The organism is Shewanella psychrotolerans (assembly GCF_019457595.1).
In the GTDB taxonomy this organism is placed as follows: domain Bacteria; phylum Pseudomonadota; class Gammaproteobacteria; order Enterobacterales; family Shewanellaceae; genus Shewanella; species Shewanella psychrotolerans.
Genome location: NZ_CP080419.1, coordinates 290459 through 316883, shown reverse-complemented (window position 1 = coordinate 316883; position 26425 = coordinate 290459). Strand labels below are relative to the sequence as shown.

General features: G+C 47.0%; 24 protein-coding genes. 11 read left to right on the top strand and 13 right to left on the bottom strand.

The genetic code is table 11. The annotated features are described in order from the left end of the window. Positions 1 to 127: 127 nt before the first annotated feature. From K0I62_RS01485 to K0I62_RS01475, 3 genes are all read right to left on the bottom strand, one after another. Positions 128 to 535, bottom strand: a complete 408-nt coding sequence (locus tag K0I62_RS01485) for a hypothetical protein (RefSeq protein ID WP_220069802.1) — start codon at positions 533 to 535, stop codon at positions 128 to 130. Between the two features lie 106 nt (positions 536 to 641). Beyond that, on the bottom strand, positions 642 to 1079 hold the full coding sequence (locus K0I62_RS01480) for a DUF2057 family protein (RefSeq protein ID WP_220069801.1): 438 nt from the start codon (positions 1077 to 1079) through the stop codon (positions 642 to 644). Between the two features lie 117 nt (positions 1080 to 1196). Then, entirely contained in the window at positions 1197 to 1652 is a 456-nt protein-coding gene (locus tag K0I62_RS01475; protein ID WP_220069800.1) for a hypothetical protein, read from the bottom strand. 370 nt (positions 1653 to 2022) lie between these two features. Here K0I62_RS01475 and K0I62_RS01470 point away from each other — a divergent pair, with 370 nt between their 5' ends. After that, positions 2023 to 2586 (top strand): NapC/NirT family cytochrome c, encoded by a 564-nt coding sequence (locus tag K0I62_RS01470; RefSeq protein ID WP_220071245.1) that lies wholly within the window; start codon positions 2023 to 2025, stop codon positions 2584 to 2586. Between the two features lie 202 nt (positions 2587 to 2788). Here K0I62_RS01470 and K0I62_RS01465 read toward each other — a convergent pair whose 3' ends face one another. The 5 genes from K0I62_RS01465 to K0I62_RS01445 all read right to left on the bottom strand — a co-directional run bounded on the left by K0I62_RS01465 (position 2789) and on the right by K0I62_RS01445 (position 6136). Continuing rightward, positions 2789 to 3229 carry a thioesterase domain-containing protein gene (locus K0I62_RS01465; protein WP_220069799.1) on the bottom strand — a complete coding sequence of 147 codons (441 nt, stop codon included), beginning with the start codon at positions 3227 to 3229 and terminating at the stop codon, positions 2789 to 2791. 14 nt (positions 3230 to 3243) lie between these two features. Next, positions 3244 to 3681, bottom strand: a complete 438-nt coding sequence (dtd, locus tag K0I62_RS01460) for a D-aminoacyl-tRNA deacylase (RefSeq protein ID WP_220069798.1) — start codon at positions 3679 to 3681, stop codon at positions 3244 to 3246. A 30-nt stretch (positions 3682 to 3711) separates the two neighbouring features. Beyond that, on the bottom strand, positions 3712 to 4251 hold the full coding sequence (locus K0I62_RS01455) for a type III secretion system chaperone family protein (protein ID WP_220069797.1): 540 nt from the start codon (positions 4249 to 4251) through the stop codon (positions 3712 to 3714). Positions 4252 to 4313: 62 nt separating this feature from the next. Then, complete coding sequence (locus K0I62_RS01450) at positions 4314 to 5264, bottom strand: alpha/beta fold hydrolase (protein WP_220069796.1); 951 nt, start codon at positions 5262 to 5264, stop codon at positions 4314 to 4316. Beyond that, positions 5261 to 6136 (bottom strand): virulence factor BrkB family protein, encoded by an 876-nt coding sequence (locus K0I62_RS01445; protein ID WP_220071244.1) that lies wholly within the window; start codon positions 6134 to 6136, stop codon positions 5261 to 5263. Before K0I62_RS01445 ends, K0I62_RS01450 begins: the two co-directional genes overlap by 4 nt. Positions 6137 to 6261: 125 nt before the next feature. Between K0I62_RS01445 and K0I62_RS01440 the strand changes: the two genes are divergently transcribed. The 4 genes from K0I62_RS01440 (at position 6262) to K0I62_RS01425 (ending at position 9896) form a co-directional block, all read left to right on the top strand. Then, positions 6262 to 6492, top strand: a complete 231-nt coding sequence (locus K0I62_RS01440) for a hypothetical protein (RefSeq protein WP_220069795.1) — start codon at positions 6262 to 6264, stop codon at positions 6490 to 6492. Between the two features lie 14 nt (positions 6493 to 6506). Further along, the gene (locus K0I62_RS01435) at positions 6507 to 7157 is read left to right on the top strand and encodes a DUF2959 domain-containing protein (RefSeq protein WP_220069794.1); all 651 of its coding nucleotides are present in this window, start codon (positions 6507 to 6509) and stop codon (positions 7155 to 7157) included. Positions 7158 to 7449: 292 nt separating this feature from the next. Beyond that, complete coding sequence (locus K0I62_RS01430; protein ID WP_220069793.1) at positions 7450 to 8664, top strand: 4Fe-4S binding protein; 1215 nt, start codon at positions 7450 to 7452, stop codon at positions 8662 to 8664. 101 nt (positions 8665 to 8765) lie between these two features. Next, complete coding sequence (locus K0I62_RS01425; protein WP_220069792.1) at positions 8766 to 9896, top strand: iron-containing alcohol dehydrogenase; 1131 nt, start codon at positions 8766 to 8768, stop codon at positions 9894 to 9896. A 169-nt stretch (positions 9897 to 10065) separates the two neighbouring features. Here the strand turns inward: K0I62_RS01425 and K0I62_RS01420 are convergent, their stop codons facing one another. From K0I62_RS01420 to K0I62_RS01410, 3 genes are all read right to left on the bottom strand, one after another. Continuing rightward, positions 10066 to 11235: a BamA/TamA family outer membrane protein gene (locus K0I62_RS01420; RefSeq protein WP_258405061.1), complete on the bottom strand. Its 1170-nt coding sequence runs from the start codon at positions 11233 to 11235 to the stop codon at positions 10066 to 10068. A gap of 74 nt (positions 11236 to 11309) precedes the next feature. Then, complete coding sequence (locus tag K0I62_RS01415) at positions 11310 to 12998, bottom strand: aspartate-alanine antiporter-like transporter (RefSeq protein WP_220069791.1); 1689 nt, start codon at positions 12996 to 12998, stop codon at positions 11310 to 11312. A gap of 317 nt (positions 12999 to 13315) precedes the next feature. After that, positions 13316 to 14221 carry a LysR family transcriptional regulator gene (locus K0I62_RS01410; protein ID WP_220069790.1) on the bottom strand — a complete coding sequence of 302 codons (906 nt, stop codon included), beginning with the start codon at positions 14219 to 14221 and terminating at the stop codon, positions 13316 to 13318. Positions 14222 to 14460: 239 nt separating this feature from the next. Here K0I62_RS01410 and K0I62_RS01405 point away from each other — a divergent pair, with 239 nt between their 5' ends. The 6 genes from K0I62_RS01405 (at position 14461) to K0I62_RS01380 (ending at position 23074) form a co-directional block, all read left to right on the top strand. Then, positions 14461 to 14673 carry a DUF1656 domain-containing protein gene (locus K0I62_RS01405; RefSeq protein WP_220069789.1) on the top strand — a complete coding sequence of 71 codons (213 nt, stop codon included), beginning with the start codon at positions 14461 to 14463 and terminating at the stop codon, positions 14671 to 14673. Between the two features lie 12 nt (positions 14674 to 14685). Next, positions 14686 to 15549, top strand: a complete 864-nt coding sequence (locus tag K0I62_RS01400; protein ID WP_220069788.1) for an efflux RND transporter periplasmic adaptor subunit — start codon at positions 14686 to 14688, stop codon at positions 15547 to 15549. A gap of 12 nt (positions 15550 to 15561) precedes the next feature. Then, on the top strand, positions 15562 to 17001 hold the full coding sequence (locus tag K0I62_RS01395) for an FUSC family protein (RefSeq protein WP_220069787.1): 1440 nt from the start codon (positions 15562 to 15564) through the stop codon (positions 16999 to 17001). A gap of 452 nt (positions 17002 to 17453) precedes the next feature. Continuing rightward, positions 17454 to 19142: a hypothetical protein gene (locus tag K0I62_RS01390; protein WP_220069786.1), complete on the top strand. Its 1689-nt coding sequence runs from the start codon at positions 17454 to 17456 to the stop codon at positions 19140 to 19142. A 294-nt stretch (positions 19143 to 19436) separates the two neighbouring features. Next, complete coding sequence (locus tag K0I62_RS01385; protein WP_220069785.1) at positions 19437 to 21527, top strand: carboxylesterase family protein; 2091 nt, start codon at positions 19437 to 19439, stop codon at positions 21525 to 21527. Between the two features lie 77 nt (positions 21528 to 21604). Next, complete coding sequence (locus tag K0I62_RS01380) at positions 21605 to 23074, top strand: phospholipase D family protein (protein ID WP_220069784.1); 1470 nt, start codon at positions 21605 to 21607, stop codon at positions 23072 to 23074. 1350 nt (positions 23075 to 24424) lie between these two features. Here the strand turns inward: K0I62_RS01380 and K0I62_RS01375 are convergent. Further along, positions 24425 to 24868, bottom strand: a complete 444-nt coding sequence (locus K0I62_RS01375) for a hypothetical protein (RefSeq protein ID WP_220069783.1) — start codon at positions 24866 to 24868, stop codon at positions 24425 to 24427. A gap of 73 nt (positions 24869 to 24941) precedes the next feature. Continuing rightward, positions 24942 to 26123, bottom strand: a complete 1182-nt coding sequence (locus K0I62_RS01370) for a patatin-like phospholipase family protein (protein WP_258405060.1) — start codon at positions 26121 to 26123, stop codon at positions 24942 to 24944. Between the last annotated feature and the right edge of the window lie 302 nt (positions 26124 to 26425).

Below are 26425 nucleotides of genomic sequence, written 5' to 3'. Positions count from 1 at the left end.
AGGATGGATCTTTTCCAAAATCAACAGAAATAAATTACGCCAATACACCGAGCAATAACGTCAATCAAAACTAAAGGGGTATAACGATTTAGACTCAGGCAGCTCGACAACGAGACGCCAGATAAGATCAGGCAATCGGGGGTCTGAAAGCTGAGCCTAAAGAAATAGAGTGGAAATGAGGCATTTGAATGGCCATAATAGACTCAGAACTGCTAAAGCCAGGCCAAGACTTAACAGTAAATAGCGTTCCAACCACCGAAATCACCAAGCAGTGATTACAATCTCCCTTGCAATATCCATTGCCTTCGCAACAATGCTGAGCCGCGGGAAGCACATTTTGCTCACCATCGCAACATTGGGATTTCATATCAACTTGGCTTTCATGGCAATCATCGCCATTTGACATCTGCATCATAGGCATCTCATCCGCTTGCGCATACGACACCATAGAAAAACCATTAGACAGCGTTACCTGGCCCAGCATAGCGAGCAAAGTAAAAACAACTAATGTGTGATGTCTAAGCGTACGACGCATGATTTAACCCTATAATAAGACGTTCTAAGTCTATCACGATCTCGAAATTTGGCCTTGATAAAACTCACATTTCCGACATTTAAAAAGCAGTCTTTCCTCGATGCAACTAGTTTTCCAGCCAGATCTTTTCCATCAGCTGCTGATGATTCATCAGGGTAATCTGCTGTTGCTGCCCATCTTCAGACACCAGAAGCGTCTTGGGCATGCGAATGAAGGTTTCGGCGTCCTGCTGAGTGACTATCTCGGGCAGCACCAGTCGATAAGCATCGTCGCGCTGGACATCTAAGGTTAAATAGAGAGGGGCTGAGGTAAGCCAGGCGCCCGAATCATCTGCGTTATCGGCAAACAAGTCACGATAAACGACCTCAACCAGTTGCTTACCGGAATCTAAGGATAATACCTTCTGTTGCTGAACCAGTTTCACTTCGCTCCCTTGCACCTCTAACTCACTAGGCAAGGTAAGACTGGCCGCACTGGCAACATTGGCGACAAAAAGGGTCAAGGCTGAGGCAAAAAGGCGGCTAACAAAATGACGTGTTTTCATGATTAACTCCCATCAGGCGTTCACCTGACAATTTAACTGAATGCTTGGCCACGCAAGGTTCTTTAGCGGCGCGGCGGATTAATGTTCGTACGCATTACGCGAGTTAAGGACGAAACATTAGCCTATGGGAGGGGGGGATAAAGGGGTAAGCTCGGCCGTCTGTAACGACCAGGCTGAGGTAACAATTGGACCAGAATGATTTTGTACCGCCAGAGATGGTACCGAGGCGTCCAGCGCTCCCAGTATCGAGGCGCAGTGTGACACGCAATCACCGGGACCGATGGCGGCGCACATGGCTTCACAATCGACCAGTTGACTAACACCACTCATCTGACAGGGCTCCCCCTGATGAGACATCACACTGACTAACTCGTTTTGAGATGGCATCTCTGTCTGTGTCATCTGCATATGACCACTCATATGACCACTGTGCATAGTCGCAACCAAGGCACTGGGCATAGCCATGGCTGGCGTCAGAATAAACTGACCCAGAAGCGCTATGATCAAAACCAACTTGCCTAAAATGCGTGTCATAGAGATAAAAAGGAAGCCAAAGTCAGTGATAGTTACCATGATAGACCGGACAACAGAGAAAAAGGTTCCATTCAATGCAAAATATCAATGCAAAAATATTTTTAATTAGTGCGAACAGTTGTCATATTCACCCTGAATAATACACCTTAAAATACAACAAAATCATTACCAAGCAGCAAAAGAAAGGTGACAAACTTGTCATCTGACACCCTTTGCTATAACTTTAGTAGTTGCGCATATATTATGAGCAATTTGAGAAAATCTTGCTTATGTAAGATAGAGTTAGAGCTAGCTCTCATTTTACGGTTTTAAAGCCAGATCAATAACCCCCTTCTGGTTATACTCTCAGCTACAGAGATGCATTTAATATAATAGATATAAATATACGTATTATTTTGGAGATAGAGTGATGAACTGGCGTGCACTATTCAAACCTAGCGCGAAATACTCAATATTTGCCCTGCTTGTGGTAGGTATTGTTGTCGGCGTTGTGGGCTACTTTGCAACACAACAAACTTTACATGCAACCAGTACAGATGAATTCTGTATGTCTTGCCACAGCAATCACTCTTTGAAAGATGAAGTGTTGGCGTCGGCTCACGGCGGCGGACGTGCTGGTGTTACCGTTCAATGTCAAGACTGTCACTTACCACACGGTCCTGTTGACTACCTGATCAAGAAGATCATCGTATCTAAAGATCTTTATGGCTTCCTTACTATCGACGGCTTCAACACACAAGAGTGGTTAGATGAAAACCGTAAAGAGCAAGCTGATCTAGCACTTAAATATTTCCGTGCTAACGACAGCGCTAACTGCCAACACTGTCATACTCGTATCTACGAGAACCAGCCTGAAACCATGAAGAAGATGGCGAAGAGAATGCACACTAACAACTTCAAAAAAGAAGCTGATAAGCGTAAGACCTGTGTTGATTGTCACAAAGGTGTTGCTCACCCTTATCCTAAGGGATAAGACTCAGCTCACCCTTGGGTGACTCTTAAATAAAAAAGCCTCACACTGTGAGGCTTTTTTTATACAGGGATGTATTTATCCTCGGAGGCCATGGATGGCCTAAGAGGGGATTTGTACAGGGCCAAAAATGTTCCCTGAGACCAGTTCCAAAAAATCGAAGATGGCTTAAGAGAAGAAGCGGATTAACAGAACCGCTTAGGCTCTAATCTGCTTTCGGCAGACTCACATAGGTGCCTTCAAACTGAGCGCAGCACTGCTCGCTGCAGTAGAGCTCCACACTCAAGGTGACCTTAGCGCGCTCACCCGACGCCAGCACAGAGAGGTCGCCACCAGGCCAACTGACACTGGCCTGAGGTGCCTGCCCCACAGGGGCGAGATAACGAATATCCGCCTTACCTAACACTATGTCACCCTCAACACCGGCCAATCTCTGCTGCAGCCATACCATGCCCCAGCCTGTCAGAGTCATCAGGGTATAGATGCTACCGGCAAACATAGTGTGATGCAGGTTGATATTAGGTGCCAAGGGGGCACTGACTGTCAGCGTCTGAGCGTGATAATCCTCTGGGGCTATCTGCATAAAGGCGCTCACCGGAATCGTCTTATGCCAGGTGCTTCCCAGTTCCCTCAGTAAATCCTCCATCTGCCGCGCCATGCTCATACCTGCAGATTAAAGGTGACCGGACCGTCATTGACCAAGCTAACCTGCATATCAGCGGCAAATTCCCCGGTTTGCACAGGCACGCCTTGGGCGGCGCAGTAATCGACGAAGGCCTGATAAAGCTGCCTCGCCTGCTCAGGCGTTCCAGCCCCCGAAAAGCTAGGACGAAGGCCTCGGCCGGTATCGGCCGCCAAAGTAAACTGAGACACCACTAACAAACTGCCCTGTACCTGCTTAAGGTTAAGATTCATCTTGCCAGCTTCATCGCTAAACACGCGGTAGCTCATAACCTTATTGGCTAATTTTTCCATCTTCACCAGATCGTCTTCCCGCTCGACGCCCAGCAATACCAATAGGCCCTTGTCTATGGAGCCTATGGTCTGGCCATCCACATCGACACTGGCCTGCTTGACCCGTTGAATTAACGCTATCACTCCCTTACCGACTCCTGTTACTTATTCTGGTTACATCACTGGGATAGGTTTAATCATATGTTCCGTGGTATTGGGCAGCGCCTCACCTACGCGCACTAAGGCATCGTCAATCCAGATCAGAAAACGACGCAGCTCTTCCAGCTCTAGGGTATCGACAAAGGTCGCCGCGCCCTGCACCTGAATCACCTTGCCCTCTTCCCTCAAGGTGAACTTGGCGAAATTGAGCTTATCGTTCAAGGTGCCGATGAGCAGCATCAACTCTTTGGTACCTATTAACTTAGGACTAACCCCATAGAAGCGGCTCGCAAGAATACGGTCTATTCCCTCAGAATTTAAACTAGGCTGCAATACAAACTGATGCTCCCCCAACTGCACACCAATGCGGTTAGGGCCAACCTTTTTCGCCAGATAGTTCTTATTGATCAGCGACACCAACAAAGCATCGGCCGCCAGATCATTGCTCATGCCACTAAAATAGACGCGCTCTGGCACCGGCTGGGGCGTGCGTTCATTTGCCAATCCCGTGCTGCACATCACAAGCGCCATGATGGCGACTATGGTTTTTTTCATTATTCTACTTCCTTAGACTTTTAATATTATTATGAACAGCTAGCTGTATCGACATACTTACCTCACGAAGGTAAGCTCGCCAGATAACGTCCCATCAGTGTCACCGCCTCGGCAACCGCCTGGCACATGCGCGTGTCGGCCAGGGTATGATAACCTCCTTTCACTAGACGAGACCTTAATAATTTAGGACCATAGGCCTGTAAATACTCATCCACAAGACGCTGAGGGCAGACCCAGTCAAGTTCCCCCTGCAAAATGATAGTCGGACAGTTCACGTCAGCGCCGACCCGTTTCATCAGCTGATAGCCGCCAAAATAGTCGTGGCGGGCAAAATGCAGTTCTAGGCGAGCCAGCACACTGCCCTGCTCCACCAAAGCCTCACTCAACTCGAAGCTAGGTATCGCCAGCGACAACTCCCAGCTCAACCAACGGCGCACAAAGGCGCGGCGAACCTCGGCATCGACCTGATTCAGGCCCTCCTCAAAATGGTTAAACAGTTGCAGCAGCGACTCCCCCTGTCCAGCCGAAAACTGCTGATATTGAGTCGAAAAGATCTGCGCCGCGCCGCCTCGTCCGTAGAGCCACTCCATCCCCTCGACAGAAGGAATAAACATGCCCCAATAGATCTGCGACAGCACACGATGGGGATAAATACAGCTATAGAGGTAGCCCAGAGTCGCACCAAAGGAACCACCGAGCAGACACCAAGCTTCGACGCCAGCCCAGTGACGCACACGCTCAATATCTTTGACCAAGCTGGGAAAATCGTTGTTGGTCAATTCACCACAGGGTTTAGAACGCCCCGCCGCACGTTGATCCAGCAGATAGATATGAAAGCCCCTGTCGATAAACAGCCTCAACTCTAGGGGATCGCAGCCCGCCCCCGGACCGCCGTGAAGATAGAGCACAGGGATCCCCTGAGGATCACCGTATTGCGCCAAAAACAGCTGATGCCCCTCGCCAACATCGAGCCAATCCTGCCGGATCAGCGAATGTGACTTAGCCGAACTCACCTTTTATGCTCGTCGAAGTGATCGCCAGACTCATCTTCTATCTCCGTGTTCACCAAATCCATCAGGCGCTTATCCAGATACTCTGGCATGGCAGCCGTTATCTCCGCGCCGATCAAGACAATGATCCAGGAGAGATAAACCCAAACAAATAAGATAGGAATGGTCGCCAGAGCGCCGTAGATAGCCTCATAGGCTGGAAACTCGGTGAGATACAGGGCAAAGCCCTTCTTGCCGAGCTCAAATAACAGGGCCGCCACTATGGCACCTAGCAGTGCGTGGAAGAACTTCACCTTGGTATTGGGCACCACCATGTAGATCAATAGGAAAGTAGCAACCGAAAAGAACATGGGCAGACGCTCCACCAAGATAGGCACCACACCGCTGAGATCTGTGCCATTAAACACCTTAAGTGAGACCACATAGGAGGTGGCGACCAAGCTGGCCCCCATTAATACTGGCCCCAAGGTCAACACCATCCAATACATAGAAAAGGAGACCACAAAAGAGCGCTGCTCCGTGGTGCGCCAGATGCCATTGAGGGACTTGTCGATATTGGAGATCAACAGAATCGCCACCACCACCAGTGCACCGATACCCACGGCCGTGCCCTTAGAGGCGTTAGCGACAAACTCATTGATATACATCTGCACGCTGTCGCCGGCAGAGGGGATAAAATTTTCGTAGATAAAGGTCTCGATATGGACGCGAATGCCCTTGAATACTGGGAACGCTGACAACATAGACATGGTCACGGCGACCATAGGAACCAAGGACAACAGGGTCACATAGGCCAAATGTCCCGCGCGCATATTAATCTGATCTTCCGCCACACGCCGTTTTAGATGTATCATAAACTCCCAGATACCCAGCATAATTGAGCGAAACAGGCTCCCATCTATTCTATTTATCACGGTATTCTCTTGATTCAAGTGGTGTTAACTGCGTAAGCTAGATTACAAGTTTAAAGATGCTAGATACAAGTGTAAGGAACAAATAGATGTCACAACAAGGTTCAGCAGGCAATGTTATTGCCGCAATAGCAAGTTTCTTCTTCCCAGGATTGGGGCAATTAGTACAAGGACGCATCTTGGCAGCCTTGTTATTTTGCGTTATCACAATTGTTGGTTACGCCATGTGGTGGCTTATTGTACCGGCTATCATTGGTGGTATTGCCCATCTTTGGAGCATTATCGACGCAGCAAAATTTAAGGCCGATCAACCCTATTAAAGGATAATTTCAGGATGAAAAACATATTATCAACTGTTGTCATCGCCTCAGCTATGCTGCTTAGCGGCTGCCAAAGTGCTTATTACGGCGCCATGGAAAAAGTGGGCTACCACAAGCGTGACATCATGGTGGATCGCGTAAATGATGCCAAAGAATCTCAAGAAGAGGCTCAGCAGCAGTTTAGCTCGGCGCTGGAAGAGATGCAGGCACTGCTGAACCACGATGGTGGCGATCTACAGAGCGCCTACGAGAAAGCCAGAGACGAGTATGAATCTTCCCAAGAAGCCGCCGACGACGTCAGCAACCGTATCGACAAGGTCGAAGATGTTGCCGAGGCATTATTTGACGAATGGCAGACAGAAATCGGTGAGATCAGCAAGGCCAGCCTGCGCCGCAACAGCGAAACAAAACTGCGTGACACTCGCCGCTCTTACGAGCAATTGATCCGCACCATGCGCCGCGCCGAAAGCAAAATGCCGCCAATTCTCACGGCGATGAAAGACAACATGCTTTACCTTAAACATAACCTTAATGCCCAAGCCATTGGTGCGATAAAAGGTGAATTTGCTAGCCTGCAAACCGACATATCTAGTCTGATAAAAGAGATGAATAAGTCAATTGCCGAATCAAGCAAATTTATCGAATCGATCGAAGGTGGTAAATAGCCAGCTCAACACTCGCTAAGCGATCAAATTTTTATACTGATCAGTATTATAGAAAGCCCTGACTTTGTGTTGGGGCTTTTTATTTTCTCTCTCAGTTATGCGGAAACACAAAATGGCAGCAAGGCGACACAATCTAGCAACAAGGCGATACAGATCATCAAAAATGGTATCAGGCAGCTAAATTTCGAGAGTCACTGCACACTAATTAGATAGGATAAGAACTTACATCACCAAATACTCTCTCATTGATACAAACGGTTACATTACTTTCTCAACTACTGGTTCTATCACTATGAGTATCATCGAATCAATCACCCTAATGCTGGCTTTGGTATATAGCATTAGTTTGCTTTACTGGAGTGGAAAAAAATGGGGCGCCCTAGCAACGGGCGGCTTACTTGTTGGCTCGTTAATCACTACGCTCTATTGGCCCCTATGGTTAGCACTTGTTGTCGCGGTTATTTGCCTTGCCGTCGCGAGCCGATACCAAAACGAACTCACCAAAGGTGAAGTGCGTTCCAACACGCTGCGGAATGTTATTCAACATCTGTTAGCCCTGTCTATGTTACTTGTCGGCATTCAATTTGCGGCCAATGCCGCCATGCTCAAGCTGGGAATAACGCCTTGGCTAATGCGCCCTGATGTCGGCGATGCTTTCTTGCCCATCGCCGGAGGCATTGAGATAAAAGCGATTCTAACTCTTGGGATCTGGGATGAAAACCATCCTGCTGCAGCCGTGATGCTAACGGTTGTGTTACTTACAGGCCTATTGTGTAAACGCGCATTCTGCGGCTGGGCTTGCCCCTTAGGACTAGCAGGGGAATATCTTTATAAACTAAGAAAACGCTTTATCAAGCGAGAGTTGTTACCGCCAACATGGCTCGACTGGCCACTGCGCATGTTCAAATATCTATTACTTGGAGGATTGTTTTATATCATCCTAACGATGCCATCAGCCTCTATTCCTCATTATCTCAACGGTAATTATCATAAGATAGCCGACTTAAAAATGGCGCTGTTTTTTATTACGCCTGGCCTAGCGACGCTTATCGGTTTCTCGGTAATTTTAGGGCTGGCAGCTTGGCGCCGCCAAGGCTTTTGCCGTTACATCTGCCCATACGGCGCACTATTAGGACTGCTTAGCTTCCTCAGCCCGTTTAAAATTCGCAGAAGTCCCCAGCACTGCCTGATTGAATCTAAAGGGATGAATTGCGACAAGTGTACCCGAGCCTGCCCAGCTGCGATCAGTGTTCATACTCAACGCAATATCCGCTCAGATGAATGCCAAGCTTGTATGCGATGTGTTTCAGCCTGTCCTAAACAGCAAGCTTTACACTTCAGTACGCGCAATGGCATCAAGTTATCGACACGAGGGCTGGCTATCATGTTGCTAATGTTACTGTTCATGGTGCCATTGATCGCCTATGTAAGTGGTTTTTGGGTCAGTCAAACGCCGACCGAGATCAGAATGTATTTAATTCAACACTTAGGATCGATAGGCCATTGATAATGCTTACTAACACTCAGATTTAGCCACAGAGAACTGCTATACTTTCTCGCTTCACAGAACCTCTCGGCAACTGAGTGTTAGTTTGACAAGGAATAACGATGAATCCATTTACCCATTTGGGCAACGCAAAATTGATTTTTGGTAATGGCGAAATAACTAAGTTAGCCGACCTACTAAAACCCTATCAATCGGTCCTGATCATCACAGGCAAACATTTTATAGAAACAGAAAGCTGGACGGTAATCCAAACTAAGTTACACCAAGCGAAGATCCCCTTTAATCACGACATTGTCAGCGGTGAACCGACCCCTCAAATTGTCGATAACCTAACGGAAATGGCGCGTCTCCATGACGTTGATATTGTCGTCGCCATTGGTGGCGGCAGCGTACTCGATGCAGGTAAGGCTATTGCTGCAATGCTTTGTCATCAAGGTTCGGTCCTCGATTATTTAGAGGGCGTTGGCACTAAAACGCCAGAGCCCAATACCCTGCCACTTATTGCCGTACCAACAACAGCAGGAACCGGAAGCGAAGCAACTAAAAATGCGGTGATCGGTCAACGAGGCGAAAATTCATTCAAGAAATCGCTAAGACACGATGCTTTCGTGCCTCACCTAGCCATTATCGATCCCCAATTGGCAGTCGGAACCCCCACATTAGTCACGCTCGCCTGTAGTATGGACGCCTTCTGTCAACTGCTAGAGTCATTAGTTTCAACTAAGGCAACCCCGCTTACTCATGCCTTGGCGTTGCAAGGGATCAGCTTATTTTCTCAAGGAAGTCGGTTATTCACCGACGCACTTTATGGCACGCCAGCAGAGCTAGAGCTAAGAGGCAAACTTGCACTAGCCGCTTATCTCTCAGGCCTTAGCTTAGCCAATGGAGGACTGGGAACCGTTCATGGTATTGCTGGGCCTCTTGGCGCTGTATGCAACATTCCCCATGGCGCGGCCTGCGGAATCTTACTCGGCCCGGTATTTAAACGTTTACTCGCTAAATCTTCGATTAAACAGTTTACCCTTGCGCGCCAAACTCTCTTTGGTGAAGCGATCGATGATATGGAAGCGATAAATCTTTTCGAGCAATGGGCTCAGCCACTGGGTAAATTATCAGACTATGGCCTTAGCGAGTTAGATATAGATGCGGTCATCGCACACGCCGACAATAAGAACTCTCCAGTTTCGCTTGACGAACATGAGATGACCCAGCTATTGCTCGAACTGCTCTAATGTAATTTTCAAGCTTAAAACGACCTTCACTAATCATCATGTGGCTTATCGAAGAACAATCATAATAATGAATATTATGATTGTTCTGGCTTAGGAAAAGCATTTAACCTTAAATCAACAAAGCTAGCGTTCGAACAGAAAGTGGCTAAGTTCAAAGCGTTCTCAAAAATCAAAACCCTGATCCCACTTGGAAGTAGATAGCGTTGTCGTCGCCGCTTCTCGCCAAATCGACACCCATGTGGATACCATAACGACGGGCAATCTGATAACGGAAACCCACGCCATAGGCATTTACCGAGTCTTGGTTATCATAATTGCTGTCATTAGCCGTTTGGCCATAACCGTAGAAGCCAGAAACTGTCCACCTGTGATCAAAGTGATACATCAACTGAGACTGCACCGTGGCAACCTGATCGCCTTGGTAACGAAACGCCGACACACCGCGTAGGTTCACAAAGGGTTTTGCCGTTGGTGTTAGCTCGTCGTCATCACCATAGATGGCGTCATAGCTAGCCGCGGCCGCAAAGGTCCAATGCTCAGTGATCGGCACGTAAACCTCACCATTGACATTCAAGGTTTGGTAGTTAATGTCAGAGCCGATAGCCTCATCGAACACCATGTATTCACTCGATACAATAAAACCCTTCTTGGGGAAGAACATGTTGTCGCGAGTATCATACTCGGCCACAAGTCCCAAACCCGAAGTCGTACTGCTATCGCCTAAGCGATTTTTTAAAATCCAATCCACCACAGCATCCGAAGAGGAGACGCTCGACTCGCTCCAGATCTGTTTAACCCCTAACATCAATGGCGTTTTTGCCACCCTAAACTGTGCCTTTTGCAAGGCAAACACGGCTTGGGTCTGAGTATCAAATTGAATCGCATGTTCAGGGGGCAATAGGCCACCTAGGCGAGAGTAGATATCCAAGTTCGCATTGGCGACACCGGCAATCCCGGTATACCGAATAGTATCTTGCAGCCAGGAATGACGATGACCCGCAAACGCAAGCCAGGTACCATTTTCGGTGCCGGCAGCACCGACTAAGGTCATGGCCGCAGGCATAAGTTGGGCACCACCGTCGATAGATTCACGGGCCTTTTGCATACGACGAACTTTTTCCTCTTCGGTTTCATGCAGAAACAGGCCCACCAAGCCACCACCCACGCCGACAGCGGGTTCGGTGATTAACATAGGGATCGGCAGAAAACCGTAGGCATTTTCTGCTAAATAATGGCCCAGATCTAACTGGCCATCTTGCTCATCGAAAAAATCAGAAGCATCTGCAAGGGCTTGTGATGAAGCCATGAGCAAGGCGCACAAGAGAGTTTTTTTAATCATTGCTTAATCACCTGTAAATCTGTTTTAAAAATAAAATTAGCTAATGAGTCTAACGATTTGGTGTGACACTCAGGTCACATCAAATTTAAAACCATTGAGACAACAATCAACATCAAGAAGCTTGATGTAATATATGAAACCACCAAGGCATGAATAGTGCTTTTATATCCATCCTGCTTATAAATGGCAGGCATGCCCAGACCTGAATGCTGACTCCCACTGACGCAGCCGATTAAGTCGCTCGGACTCTTAATCTTAAAAATCCAATAAGCGATAGCAAATGAAAGCAGCTGTGATATCAGCACCACAGCACTGCCAACCAAGGCGACCTTAATTCCGCCGACATTCATGGCATAAAGCATCTTCGGGCCAAAATACAAACCCGTGATCGCGGTAAACACCAGCAATGACACGTTGCGTACAGCATTACTGGTATCTACAGGCAACATATCTAACGGGTTGATTTTGTGACACGCCCAGCCCACAGCAACCCCCGAAATCAAGCTGCTCAGACCCATACTGAAATAGAGGTAAATACCGCCTATGTTGAGGTGCCACATGCTGATCATGTACGCCAACACCAATCCCGCACCAAACAAGATCTGATTCACACCTCTGTTTGATGAGCGCTGACTAAAGTCATTTTTAACCAGCTGCACATCACAAGAACTGCCGGTGATCTGCAATATGTCATGGCGTTTCACCACTAAATCGGGAGTGATCTCCAGCGCCTGATCTCCTCGAAGCAACTCGGTGATGCAAACACCTCTGCCTGTACTCTGATTCAAAGCGGTTTTTACCTGCTGCAATGACTGATCCACGAGTTCAGTCGTACTGACCTGTATCAGATAACTCTCTTCGCTGACATTAGTCTGACTATCACAGGGAAGCTCTGTTCCTAACAAATTATCGTCGAAGTAAAACAGGGCATTGTGGCGACCGGTAATGGTGATGATATCGCCTATCGCGATTGGATCCCCATCCTTAAGCCCCTGATCACTATTACTGCCACGTGACAGCTCAAAAATAATATCGATAGATGGTGCAGTCAGCTGCTGCAGGGTCTTGCCCACCACAGTGCTCTCTTGGTTCACCTCAAAAACACGCCTGACGATACTATGCGCGCTATTGATAGACTTACGCATGGCCAATGGGGTGGCATCGAGCAGATCGCTCGTCTCCGCCTGAAACCCCATCACCTTTGGCATAACCTTGGGGAAAAACCAAGACATCATGATCACAGGACCTAGCACACCAAAAATAACCGTGAGCATATAGCCTAAGATAATTTCACTTTGGGCCAGATTTTTAGCGGCTTCACTCACACCAGAAAAATCACCGATAGCGTCAATGGCGGCACTAATGATTTCAGGATGAACAAAGCTGCCAGCCGTCATGCCAATTGCCATATAGAGATCTAGCTCGAATAGCCAGCTAGCAATAGCAAGAGTCGACACGGCAACCAAACTCATCAAGACACTCGCCAGAAGTATAGACTTCTTGCGCAATTTCAGTGTGCTAATAAGGTGATAGCCCCCTTGGTAGCCCACCACATACATGAAAAAGCCAAAGAATACCCACCTAACGCTTGGCGTGATTTCGACACCATTTAAACCAACCAGCATGCCCACCAATAAGGTGCCCACTATGCTGCCTAAGCTAAAACGCCCTACCGAGATCTTTCCGACCAAGAACCCCAAGACCAAAGTGATCAAAATGGGGAAGTAAGGAGAGAAATTAAAAATATTTTGTAGTGTTTCCATCGCCTGACCACTTGAATGTTATAGGCATGCCTAGGTGTTCAGTCATGTCTAGTTAAATTCTATTTATCGTGGCCATCGCTATCTCCTTTTGCGACACACTAAAGTAGTGCAAAAGCTAAGCGTATAGACCTCGATTTCAGATGAATTTTATGCCCGACAATGAAACTTAGATAATCGTCTATGAAGGATGAAACCCTTCATAAAAGCCGAAACATGACTTAAGCCATGCCAGAAGAATAGGTAAGGACTTGAATTAATTTAGAAAAGTAAGGTATAAGGATAGGCCCCTGACGTTGCAGAGGCCAACCAATGTATTGTTAACTTGGTGAATCGAGCACCTTAAGGTAATCCATAATACTCTTGTAAATGACTTTCTTAACGATCATCACCTGCTTTGAATGCTGACACCAGAGTGACACGGGGACATGAACGGCTTCTTTAAGCTGATCGAGCTCAATCTCGACAATATCGTCTGAATAATATTCAGATTGGACAATGGTTCGTGGCAGCAATGCCCAGCCCAATCCCTCTTGTACCATCCTAACAATAAGTGTCTGCTGGTCCACCACTTCATAATGAGACGAAAGGATCACCCTACTTGCCATATCATCGTCAAGCATAGACTTGAGTACAAATTGGCGGGTCGACTTCATTGCCGTGTAGGTTTCATTCGACGGCATCCGCGCCAGCTCACTATTTTCGCTGGTAAAGGGCACAAAGGCGATACTGCGCATCAACACCGAATCGATACTACTTATCACCTTGCTTTCGAACACATTGACTAGGCCAAAATGAATAGAGCCGTCTTGAATCCCCTTCTTAATGTCGGCTTTCGAACGCACCAATAAATTAACCCTCATATAGGGAAACTCTTCTATTAGCGCCATGCGTATCACAGTGAGCACATGCTGGGGAATAAAACTCGGGTAAGCAATGGTCACCGATTCTAACGTGCCATAAGACAGGCTTAACGCGACACGATCGAAGGTACGGGTTTGTTCTATGGCTTGCTTAGCGTAGTGATAGAGTAAATCGGCATCTTGAGTAGGCTCAACGGAGCGCCCAATACGCTCAAACAAGGTGATAGCCAACTGATCTTCTAAGTTAGTGATCACCTGACCAATCGTCGTGCGATGCTTATCTAGCTTAACGGCTGCTTTACTGAAAGACTTAAGATCATAAACAGTAACAAAAGCAAGAAGTTGTTCTAAGCTAAAGTTCATTATTCCACTCCCTGAAAAATCTTACATACATCACGAATTCACTAGCCATCCAAAATGGATATGTTGAAGCCCTAAGCTAACATATCCCCAAGTGTTTGTTTATCTGTTTTGATGGGTTTGATCCGTCATATGTGATTGTGACTTTATTTGCCAAGCCACTAACATGGCAACCCTATCAAAGATTCGGTGCCATCAAACCTCGACATGCGCCATTTTCACATACATAAGGTTAAACACAGATGAACATCATGCCCCATGAAATAGCATTAGGTGATGTCTATTTCCCACCCTTATTGCTTGTTGGAATACTGGCTTACTTCCTCGCGGCCGTGGTTACCACGATCGGAACCCGACTTGGCTGGCACAAGTATATTGCTGTACCAGCTATAGCAGAGCTCTCTATCACCATCATCTTCGTTGGTGTGATTAGTCAGTTTATTTCAATTTTCTAATTAGGTAACAAGATGTTAAGAAAATATTTTATCACGGCGATAATCGCTATAGCGGCCATTGCGACCCTATACAGCCAGTACCAGACTTACCTTGAAAACCCTTGGACCAGAGATGGTCAGGTGCGTGCCCATGTTATTCAAATCACGCCAAGAGTCACTGGCCAGATCATCAATATGCAGATCGAAGACAACTCACAAGTTAAACGCGGTGATCTCTTGTTTGAAATCGATCCAAGCATTTACCAAGCCAGCCTGAATAAGGCGATCGCCAACGAAAAACAGGCGGCTACACTAGTGGATAAAGCAAACAACGAGGCCCATCGCGCGGTAAACCTTGAAAAACTAACACCAGGTGCGCAATCAGAATTAACCCTTAATAACCTGCAAAATGCCATTGATACGGCAGAGGCTAACCTATTGATGGCCAAAGCACAGGTCGAGGAAGCCAGATTAAACCTGCAGTACACTAAGGTCACTGCCCCGACGGACGGTTATATCACTAACCTCAACTACCGAGTCGGCTCTCAAGTGATTGCCAACAATCCGGTGGTTGCCTTGATCGACGCCTCGAGTTTTTGGATTGAAGGCTTCTTCAAAGAAACGGATCTTATGGATGTCGATGTCCAAGATAAGGCACAGGTCACCCTAATGATGCGCGACCATGCAATGCTTAAGGGTCAAGTTCAAAGTATTGGTTATGGTATTGCCAAATCTGACGGCAGCACAGGAAACTCTCTGCTACCCAATGTTAATCCTAGCTTTCAATGGATACGTCTGGCTCAACGTATTCCAGTAAAAATTAAACTCGATCATCTGCCTGAAGATATGCAACTAAGAATAGGCATGACGGCATCGGTTAAAATTCTGAAGCACTAAAGTGAGACTCACATGCTCAGTTCATCATTAAAAGAAGCGATTAAGATCTCACTCGCTGTCGGGCTCACCATCGCATTGGCGCTATTTTTTCAATGGGACAAACCCTATTGGGCCGCCATCACAGTGATAGCGATCTCAGCCAATGAATCCTTCGGTCACGGCATATTGCAAGGCAAGCTGCGCATAGCGGGAACCGTCACGGGTATCCTCTTTGCACTCGTGCTGATCAGTCTGTTTAGCCAGGACCGCGTGATGTTCATTGCATGTTTTCACCTATTTTTAGGCGTGTGTGTCTTCTTTAGCGGCCACAAGCGCAACGGTTATGCCTTCACCATGGCATTTACAGCCTTTGCTATTATCGCCATGCTTGGCGGCACCAATGGTACCGCCTCATTTGATATTGCGATCTTAAGAATTCAAGAAACCATGCTAGGTGTGGTTGTGTACTCTGCTGTCTATCGCTTTATATGGCCTGTCACAACAGAGTCACTGTTTTTCGATACCCTTAAGATAGTAACTAAACAGTTTACCTTAGCCAGAAAAGCTCTGGTTGAAGCGAAGACGGAGAAGCACACACTAGATGCTAAATCTGATCTCTTTGCCAATCAGCAACATATCGATAAGCTCATGGAACTACTAGCACTTCCTTTGGCCAGCACCTACCGATTGCGCTATGAAAAGGCCAAATGGCAAAGCGTTGCTCTGGCTTGCGATGGCATACAGGCGCACCTACTGAAGCTCGCTAAAGGGATACAGCATGAGATGGATCCTAACGATCTCGACAATGGCCTCACCCAACTAGGTCATGAGCTCAGGCTACTTAACGCGACCATCACCAATGAACAATCCAAAGACGCTGAATTGATTCAGCATTGGACGAAGCGCGATAGCAAGCTTGATGCTAAAGTCGATGCTAAGATTGATGCCGCAGAAGCAAGAGCAGTCGCTGGAGTAGGAGCAAAGCGTAGGTTGCTACGACATCGTTTCACTAACGCCATCACCGCCGTTGCCAGCTCGTTAACCTGCTTCGGCCTATGGATCTACTTTGCCATACCGGGGGGGCCCATTTTTCCGCTTTTGGGCGCTGCCTTGGCTAACGCCAGTGTACATATGCCTGTAAGTCTAGTAAGGCAGGCCAAGTTGGCGTGTCTCGGCTGGGGCGCACTGTTTCTGGTCGAGTATTGTTTAGTGTTAACCAACATCACTGAATTGTGGCAGCTTGTGGCCTTCTATAGCTTGAATACGCTATTGATTTTCACCGTTTTCAATAAGCCATCCGATGCTGTCATTCGAATCCTGGGCGGTAACATGCTACTGATCATGACCATGAATGCGCTACATGGCACGCCCCAATACGAGATCATCACACCACTGTTAATGCTGATCATCATGTTGCTTTCCTTGACTGTGGCACGCTTTTACATCCGCTTGTTTAAGGCTGAGCCAGTGTAAAATGCCGCCAACTCGGCTTAGACCACTGTAAATCTATTTTCTATTTTGGGTTGCAGCCTTATTCAAGCTAAAACCCAAAATATTTTTTCACTTTTAACAAAAAAAATAACTCACAATAGGTCAATTTACCCCCCCACACAGAGTCAAACATCGCCCCTCATTTACACAACAAGAACTCGACAGGTAATAAAATCTATTTTAAAACAATACAATAGATAAGTTACCGTTAGTTTTTTATCCTAATGCGATTGAAGGGTTTCATCCTTCATAGGCGATTACTTAATTGTCACATCTGCTCATAAAATACCCTCATCGAATGAAGAAATCGAAACCGCATGACCGCTTTAAACCAGATGTCTGTCAGTTTCGCAACACTTCAACAATAAACAGTGAATCCAGATTCAGGATTCGGCCAGTAAACAAAGACTAGGCAAACGAAAAGGGTAACCTACATGCAAAAGCTTCAATTTCGCACTATCAAAATGACTTCGGGTAAAGTAGCCATGCTTAAAGCGATTCCTTTGGCGCTAGCCTTATCTTTTGGCAACTTAGCCTATGCAGGTGACGATGCACTGCAAGGAGCACCAGCTGCAGTAAAAAGTGCAGAAGAATCTGTGCTTGAGCGTTACGGCATTACCGATGAGCTGCTGAAACTGGGCCTAAGCTCACTAAGCTATGACGACCAGCAAGTTGAGCACGTTAAACGCACAATTGAAATTGATGGCGAGAAGCATGAGTCAGATGTGTTTTTAGTACAAAGCACAGACAACCGCGGCAACATAGATCTGCGCATCAAGTATGACCAAAACAAGCTCGATGCCGATGAAGATGTGATCACTAAGATTGAAGAGATCACTAAGCTGGAATATCGCTTAAAAGACTACATGGAGAGCTACGACAAGTCTTCATTAGTCGTCAATGAGATCGCCCCAGACCATGTTGAAATTCATTTCAACTACTCTAAGTATGGTTTGCCGCAAGATATTGCCTACTTCCGTTTTATGCAGGTCAAACTGACAGTGCTCGACGGCAAGGCCAGCACTATGGAGATCACTAACAACGGTAGATCTTTTAAGTATGACGACTATCGTGTGACCGAGTATGCACAGGACATCACCTTCGATACCCTGCCTAATGGCAAGATCATCATTAAGGAGAAAAACATTAAGGCCAAGGGGCTAAAAGGTAAGAAGCCAGTTAACTACGAGGCAAAACTCGAGCCTGTCGCCTTTTATGATGACGTACTGGGCGTAATGGTTATGGATCAGGATCTCCTGTCAACCGTCTCTGATCCTCGCATTCGCGAAGAGAAGGTGGACCTAGATAGAATGTTCCCAATCTTGGGTGACTTCGTGCGTCAACAAGGCATAGATGTACCGCTACCATTCGGCGTCTCGGTGGCCTACCGCAACCAGGATATGAATGTCGGCTTCAACAGTTTTGACATCATGGGCGTTAACCTCGATGAGTTCTTCGACCCAGAAAGCTCAATTGGTACAGTGAATGCTGAAAGCTACTCATTACGAGCTGACATCAACATTTTGCCCTTCTGGAACGTGTTCGGCTATATCGGCAAGGTGAATGTTGATGCCGTTGTGGATGCCCACTACACAGGCAAGATGAAGGATGTGTTCGAAGACAAACTGGGCGTCGTCGGCGGTAAGCTGGCTTGTGCCGCGGTCGAGAGTCAAGGGGTAGATATCTGCTCACCTGGTGAGTTAAACGTCCCGCTGCATCTTGAATATGATTTGGTCGGTGTGGGTACTACCTTGTCGGTAGGCTACAAAGAGTTCTTTGCCTCGGTCACCGCGAGTTATAGTCAGACGCGTATGCAAGGTAATGACAAATGGGGCGATGGCATCATAACCGTTCAACCTATGCTGGGTTATCAGTTCCTTGACTATCGCGCTCAGGTCTTCATCGGCGCCGAGTATCAAGGTCTCAAGCCTAATATGGAAGGCACCTTAGGCTTAGATGTAGGCGGCCAGGAGTTTACCTTCGACGTAGGTGTCGATATCGATAAGTGGGCCTACTTAATCGGCTTTAATAAGCAAATTGGTAAAAACTTAAACTTTACCGCCCTATACAACAAAGGCGAAACCAGAAGCGCCTTCACCCTCAACCTGGGCTACCGCTTCTAAACAGTCAACAAACTATCAACGACTCAATCTATCCGGTTGAGTCGTTTTTTTATTTGTTGTCCACACTTTACCCGTGCTCGTGAAGATAACGATCTACTTTGCTCGTGATCCACAAGATCCAGCAATTTGCTAAGTGACAATGCTACGTAAACCTTTCACCAGCTAGTACTTATCACAATCCGTTTAGAGAGGGTTCAATCCTTCATACATGATTATTGTCTGGTCAGAAAGCGTACTACTATAGCCCCATCAAATGAGCCACTGCTCATCCTATGCCGATATTTGGAGTCAAAAATGACAATGTTTTCACGCTCAGCCTTAGCCGTACTTATTTCGCTATCGTTAGCCGCTTGTGGTGGCGATGATGATAAATCAGGTGGCAACCAGCCAGTTCCAGAAGTACCAGCTGTCGAGCCGCTGCCACCGCAGCAGATCACGGTACAAATTGGCGTTCACAACCTTTCTGCCATGAAAGAATCTGTTGTCGTCGACGATATCGAAGGTGAAGCCGCACGGGTTGAACTTGAAGCCTTTAAAGGCATCCCTTATGCCAATGCCGCTCGATTTGAACACAGTCAGCTCAATGCCCTAGACACAGTGACGGATGCCACTGAGTTCGGCAATGCCTGCCCGCAAAACCGCGACACCATCCAGGCTCAGTCAGAGGATTGCTTAAACCTCAACATCTGGCGTCCTGAAGATACCGCTGCATCTGATGCTCTGCCTGTCTATGTTTTCATTCACGGCGGTGATTTTGAAGTCGGTTCAGGTGCCGATCCTCTGGTTCAAGCTGACAATGTCGTTGCCCAAGGCGCACTCGATGGCAAACCTTTTATTGCTGTGACCATCAACTATCGTCTCGGTATTCTAGGTAGCTACTGGCTTGATGGTACCCAAATGCCAGAAGGCGGTAACTTTGGCTTAGGCGATCAGAAACGAGCACTGCAGTGGGTGAACGAAAACATCGACCTATTTGGCGGTGATCCAGATAACGTCACACTTATCGGTCAGGACGCGGGCGCTATGTCTGTGGGCATTTTGCAGCAAAGCCAGACCCAAGAAAATATTGCAGGCACCTACTTCCAACGCGCCATTATGCAAAGTAATGCCTATGGATTTGATTACAAATCCTATGCTCAGGCACAAACATTTAGCCAGAAGCTAGCACAATATAGCGAAGCGCTGCATCAAAATGATACCGAGTTAGCAGAGCTTACTCTGGACCAGCTGATGCAAGTTCAAGCCAAAGCCACTGGACTGTTACACACAGTTGGCGCCTGGTCTGGCATCGACTGTATCGACATCGAAGATCTGGTTGGCAGCGGCCTATGTTTCGCTGGTAAGCTAGACAGCGAAATGACCCCCCAGCATCATTTGAAGCCATTTGCGCCCTACGTAGAGTATCGCGCTAAGGGGTTCTTGAAGCCTGAAATCAGCGGCCACCACCTCACTACTCAGCCAGCGCAAACCGAGTACACAGTACCTACTGTGGTTGGCTTTAACAGTAACGATGGCGCAACAACCAGCTTTTTGCCGAGCCTAACCTCGTTGATCCCAACAATCATTGAGTTGATCAAAGAGATGAATGATGCACCTGAGGGCACAGAGCCATCAGCGCAGGCCATTCAAACCTGGCTTGCTTCTCAAGACAACCTTGACCAACTGGAGCAGCGTTTGATGCAGCTAACACCAGAGCAGGTTGCCACGCAGGTAGAACTTGGCGATATCCTGCCAGGCAGCGCCTACGAGGCCATCGTGAAATTCTTCTTTGGCCTGGGCAATGGTGAGTTGGCTAACCAGTTGTTTGCATTAACCGATTACGCCCCTAACAAGGAGAGTAACCTCTCGGGAGCTGTGGCAAACATGGCACAGTTTGGTCAGCTGACTAACGACTTACTCTTCAGTGGCCCTGCTCGCATTAAGGCAAAGCAGAGCAGCGACAACGGACAGGCGGCCACTAGCTTGTATCAATTTGACTATAAGCCAAGCTTCAATAGCTGGACGGTATATAACGAAGGGGAAACCATTCACCCAGGCGATATGTTCAGATCAACTAGCTGCTTAGGCAAAATATGTACGGGTGCAGAGCTGCCGTTCATCTTTAATAAGCCTTACAACTTGGCCGGTAGCCAGGTGAAGCCAAGTGTTAAAGACACGCTACTAATGAACAAGATGTCACGTATCTGGTTTAGTGACGAGCTATTCGCCGACTATCAATATGATACTGCGACTGACAATGTGCTCAACATCAATAAAAACGGTGAGATCTCAACGATCACCGACTGGGATGCCCAACAAAATGTTGGCGTAGATCCAGAGCTTAGACAAGGCCGCCTAACGGGTCTAGAGCAGCTCGGTCTAATCATGAGCTATTTCGACAAGTAAGCCTTAACTCCCCTTCCTTAAGGCTGACTGGCAAATCGCCAGTTAGCCTTAAAAGCCGAATTAGGACTATAAAGCCAATGAGAAAAAAATCTTTATACCGCACAGCAAGCACACTTTTGCTGTCACTATGCGCCCTGGTACTCACGGGATGCGCCAGCTCCTTCCCAGAGGTGGAGCCCACATTCGAGTCTGATTGGCAGTCTCAGCCTCATCAGGCACAGGTGTATCTGATCCCCAAGGCAAGTGAAGCGCTTGCGCGACGCATAGAGGCGATTCGCCATGCGCAGCACAGTATCGATATCACCTATTTTTCCTGGAATAAGGATCTCTCAGGCCTGTCGCTACTCAACGAGTTGAAGCAGGCGGCTGATAGGGGAGTGAAGGTTCGCATCGTCTTAGATGATCTGCTGGTGTTCAATGAAACTTGGCTGGCCGAACTGGGCCATCATGAACAGATGGAGATCCGCATCTTTAACCACTTCAACTCGCGTAAGGCGGGTTGGTTAGGTCGTAGCATCGACTTTCAACGCCATAGGGGCCAGCTGGATAATCGTCTGCATGAAAAATATTTCAATGTTGATGGTCAGTTGATGATCTTGGGCGGGCGCAATATCGGCGATGACTATTTTGGTTACAGCCAGGACGCTAACTTTTTCGACTTAGATGTAGTCTTTAAAGGCGATATTATTCAGCCATTTGTGGCTAACTATAAACAGCTGTGGAACAGTGAGCTGGTGACCCCAGTGACGACGCTGATTAAGACCAAAGAAGCTGGCAGCTACCGCCAATTTAATCAGGCATTGGAACATGCTCAAGCAGAAGAGACTCAAGTCGTTGAGGCGATTGCTAGCTCGCTAACCTCACTACCTGCCATGAGCTTTATTGATGCCAAGGTAACGCCTGTCTTCGACTCGCTAGAGAAAGTAAAAGACAATAAGCCTTATTTTAGAACTCGGGTTGAACGCCTGATGGAAGAACCGGTAAACAATGCAAATAAAGCCGTTATCTCAACACCTTATTTGCTGCCGACTCAAACTAAGTTCAAAATTATTGAGACCCTGACTCAACATAACGCGGCGGTGACTCTCATCACCAACTCGTCGGCATCGAACGACTCAGCTTTCGTCCCTGCCTACTTTGAGCAATATCGCCCCCAGTTATTGGAGATGGGCGTAGAGCTGTATGAATTTAAGGATAGCGCCATCAATGATGATCATCTCTATCATGGTGCAACTTACTATCACAATAAGACATTTATATTTGACGACAAACTCTCTTATATAGGTTCGTCAAATTTCGACCCACGCTCAGACTTTCTTAATATTGAGTTTGGCGTGGTGATCGATAGCCCAGCCTTTGCAGCCAAGTTGACAGACTATCTGCTGGGCAAGAAGGAACAGCTCTATTGGCACGTATCTCAAGCCGAAGACGGCACCATACGTTGGCATTCGGGTGAAGAGATTCACGATGCCTCACCAAACTATGGTGACTGGCACAAGCTGCCTGATTGGTTTATCAGGCTGCTCGATACCGAATTCGAGCTATAAGCCTATTCATCATTAATCGCAGCACCGGGTGACGACTTAATACAAGTCGTTGCCCGGAAAATGCCAACCTTAGCGCCCTAAATACCGTCTGTTCGCCTCTGCAAACCCCTCGCTTATCCACAATCTGGCTTTTCTGTCAGTCGCCCACACTCTGCTGTGAATGCCCTTGGTTTCCAAACGTCTTACACTGATCCCTAAAAGAGATTCGAGAGCCAGCTTCCCTCTCCTACTATTCGCACACTATTGTCTAAAAATGCATAGCACCGTGCTAAAACAGGTCTCTCTGACTCTATCATGCCTCACCTAACGCGCTCTTTTGGCCCTCGCTCCTGTGATGCTATATCAAGATTGAAACCTAAAATTCAGGCTTGGCCACGACTATGTTGATGACTGTGTTGATGGCGGTGTTGATGAATCTCGATAAGCTTGGGCATATGACCATCAGCATCACCCAAGATGAGAAGTAAGCTGACCACAGCAGTGCAACCTATGACCGCCAGTAACGGCTCTAATGGGCTAAGTCACCTACTCCATAGGCTAATTCAAAACAGCTAACGCCAAACAACTCACTCGGGATCGCCAACAGGCAAGTCGGTGACACTCAAGGCCTGTCACCTCTAAGTTAGGCGCACAATGAGCAAGGCCTCGAATTAAAGCCCCCCCTCCTTTCCAAGAAATGTCCAGCACGGCAAAGCGGGTAAAGGCTAGGTCTGTAACCTGCGAGTCATTACCTCAGGCAAAGCCTGGTCACCTTGTCCACGAGGCCTATAGCCTTTTTGGTGGTGCCTATGACCTTTGGTGACCGCGAATATTGCTCTCGATAAAGAGACATCCGGTTTTTTAGGCTGGGGAAACAAAGCGCGTCTCCCATTGGGATATGGATTAGTCGAGAAGCGGCCTAAAGAGCTAAATGCCTGACATGCAGAGCGATGAAAACACGCTGAGATCTGACGATGGAAGGCTGAAGAAATGAAAAACGATACAGCTCAAACAGAGCAAGCGAAAACAGAGCAAGGAGAGTGGGGCAACTTCACGGGCTATACCAATTAGTATAAAGATGTGATCGCTCAGGACGATTTAGCATTAAAGGTTAGCGCTGATGAGGCAACACAACACAACACAACACAACGAGTGAAGAGCATAGTTGAACTAGGGTCAAACTCGTTAACACAGCGTCATAAGTGCTTGATATAGGCGCTTGGTTAACAAAATAGCATTCACTATCGGTCGTACGCTAATCGCACCAAGGCTATAACGCCAAAGATATAATGTTAAATCCATAAGGCTGATACCCACAAACTTAGGCCAAAAAAAGCCCGCACTGTGGCGGGCTTCATAAAACAATGGTGACTACTTATATTCTACGACACGGGCGACGTAGTTAAATTCGCCTGAATCACCATGGTAGTTGCGATAAAGATCGACTGAGAAAAATAGTGGCTTATCCTGCTCGATACGCTGCACGATCTTATGTTCTAGATTAACGATATCTTTCTCACCAAACGCATACTTACCATACACATAAAACTTGCGAGTTTTTTCAAGTTTATGCGCTTTGGCCTGCTCCCTCGTGACATAGATTTCACTGAATTTGTCAGTGATGAACCCCTTATATTTGACGGACTCAAAACTAGCCTCTTCATCTATGGCGATAAAGAGTTCGGCCTCTTCCGTCACTGTCACTAGCTGTTCCATATCATGGGCCAGCTGTTTGGTTTCACGACGATCGACATCCTGAGCGAAAACGCTAGTACTCAGTGCGACCAAAGTCAGTGACAAGAGTGCTTTTTTCATATTAATACCTTCTTTTAAGGAGTTCATTATTTATGGGTTGTATACCTAAGAAACACATTCCTAGGACTTATCCCTAGGGGACTTCTGTCGACCAGAGCTCATTGTTATTCACCTTGTCATACCCATACTGGTATAAGGCCTTCATGTACTCAAAGTCGAACATATCTTTCGTGGCCTTTGGCGGATCGAACTCATCGTCAACATAAGCAAACGTTAGATCTAAACCACTCATTTCACTGAAATAGAGCATGCGATAAAGATCACCTTTCGCCTGTTGAATCGTCATGCTAGAGACGCTTCTTGTCAGCAATTGAACGCCCTTGTCTTCAATAGACTCATAGGGCATTTTCAACATGCCGTTACGGATAACATGTACCTGTGGCTTAGTCGTTAAACCAAGCGCCTTGTTGAGTTTTTGATAGTCGATATTCACCACTTCAAAAAACATCTGCACTGTCAGACCGCCATCGACATGTAACTCTTCTAGACGCTGATTATCATATTCCACTTCAATAAACTGAGGCGGGAAAACCCCAGGAATTGATGAGCTTGCAGCCAGAATCTGATGGATCAGACGCGCCTTGTTAGGCAAATGACTATCTGCAATTCGTCCTAGGTTCCACACCACCAGCTCTTCAGAATCGAAATGAGTGGTACCGATAAACAGGCGACGACCGGCTCTATGCTGCTCAGCAATCTTTTCGATCATCTCAGGGGGATAAACCTGCTCGATAAAATCAAACATCTGCTCACCATCGGTAAAGGCATCTTTAATCAGGGTGTTCAGAAAATTGCGCTTGCCTAAGATCATCTTATCGTTGATGCCAAGCATCACATCTTTAAGACGTGGGATCTCTTCACCACCCACAAACACAAAAGGGGCGATGAGCGAGCCAGCACTGATCCCAGTGACAATGGTGTAGTCCTCCAGCTGATCGCTTTCATACAAGCCATTAATAATGCCAGCACCAAACGCGCCTTTAGCGCCGCCGCCAGACAATGCGAGAATATTCAGCCTTTCACCACTCACTTTTAGAGGGGTAGTACCATCTTCGGCATTAAATAAAAAATCAGAGGCGTCATCAAACCAGACACGATAAGGCTCAGAGGCCGCATCGACTTCGTTAGACGCTAAAGTTACCGCACGGTAATTATCTTTAGTCACTCGATTCTCAAGTGTGTGCGTTGAGCTACACGCCACGAGAAACAGGCCTAAAAACATCACCAAAGGCAGAGACTTAGTGTTAACCATCATTATCTCCTTACAGGGTTCACCACTCTGTAGCAGTGAATTTAAAACAACAGATGAGCCAAAGGCCCGGCTAAAGTTAGCAATTGCTCAAAGTGTTAACTGAGCAGTGCAAAATTCTTGAATGGATGTATTTTAAACAACTACTAGAGAGACAATTAATCGCATTTGTAGGGTCAGACCCTACAAACAAACATCAAAGAGGCACGATCTGAAAAAGATGGAGAAATAATTTTGATGGATACGATCCTTCAAAATAGATATGGATGATGCTTATTGGTTGGTTATATTAAACAATTCGGATACGT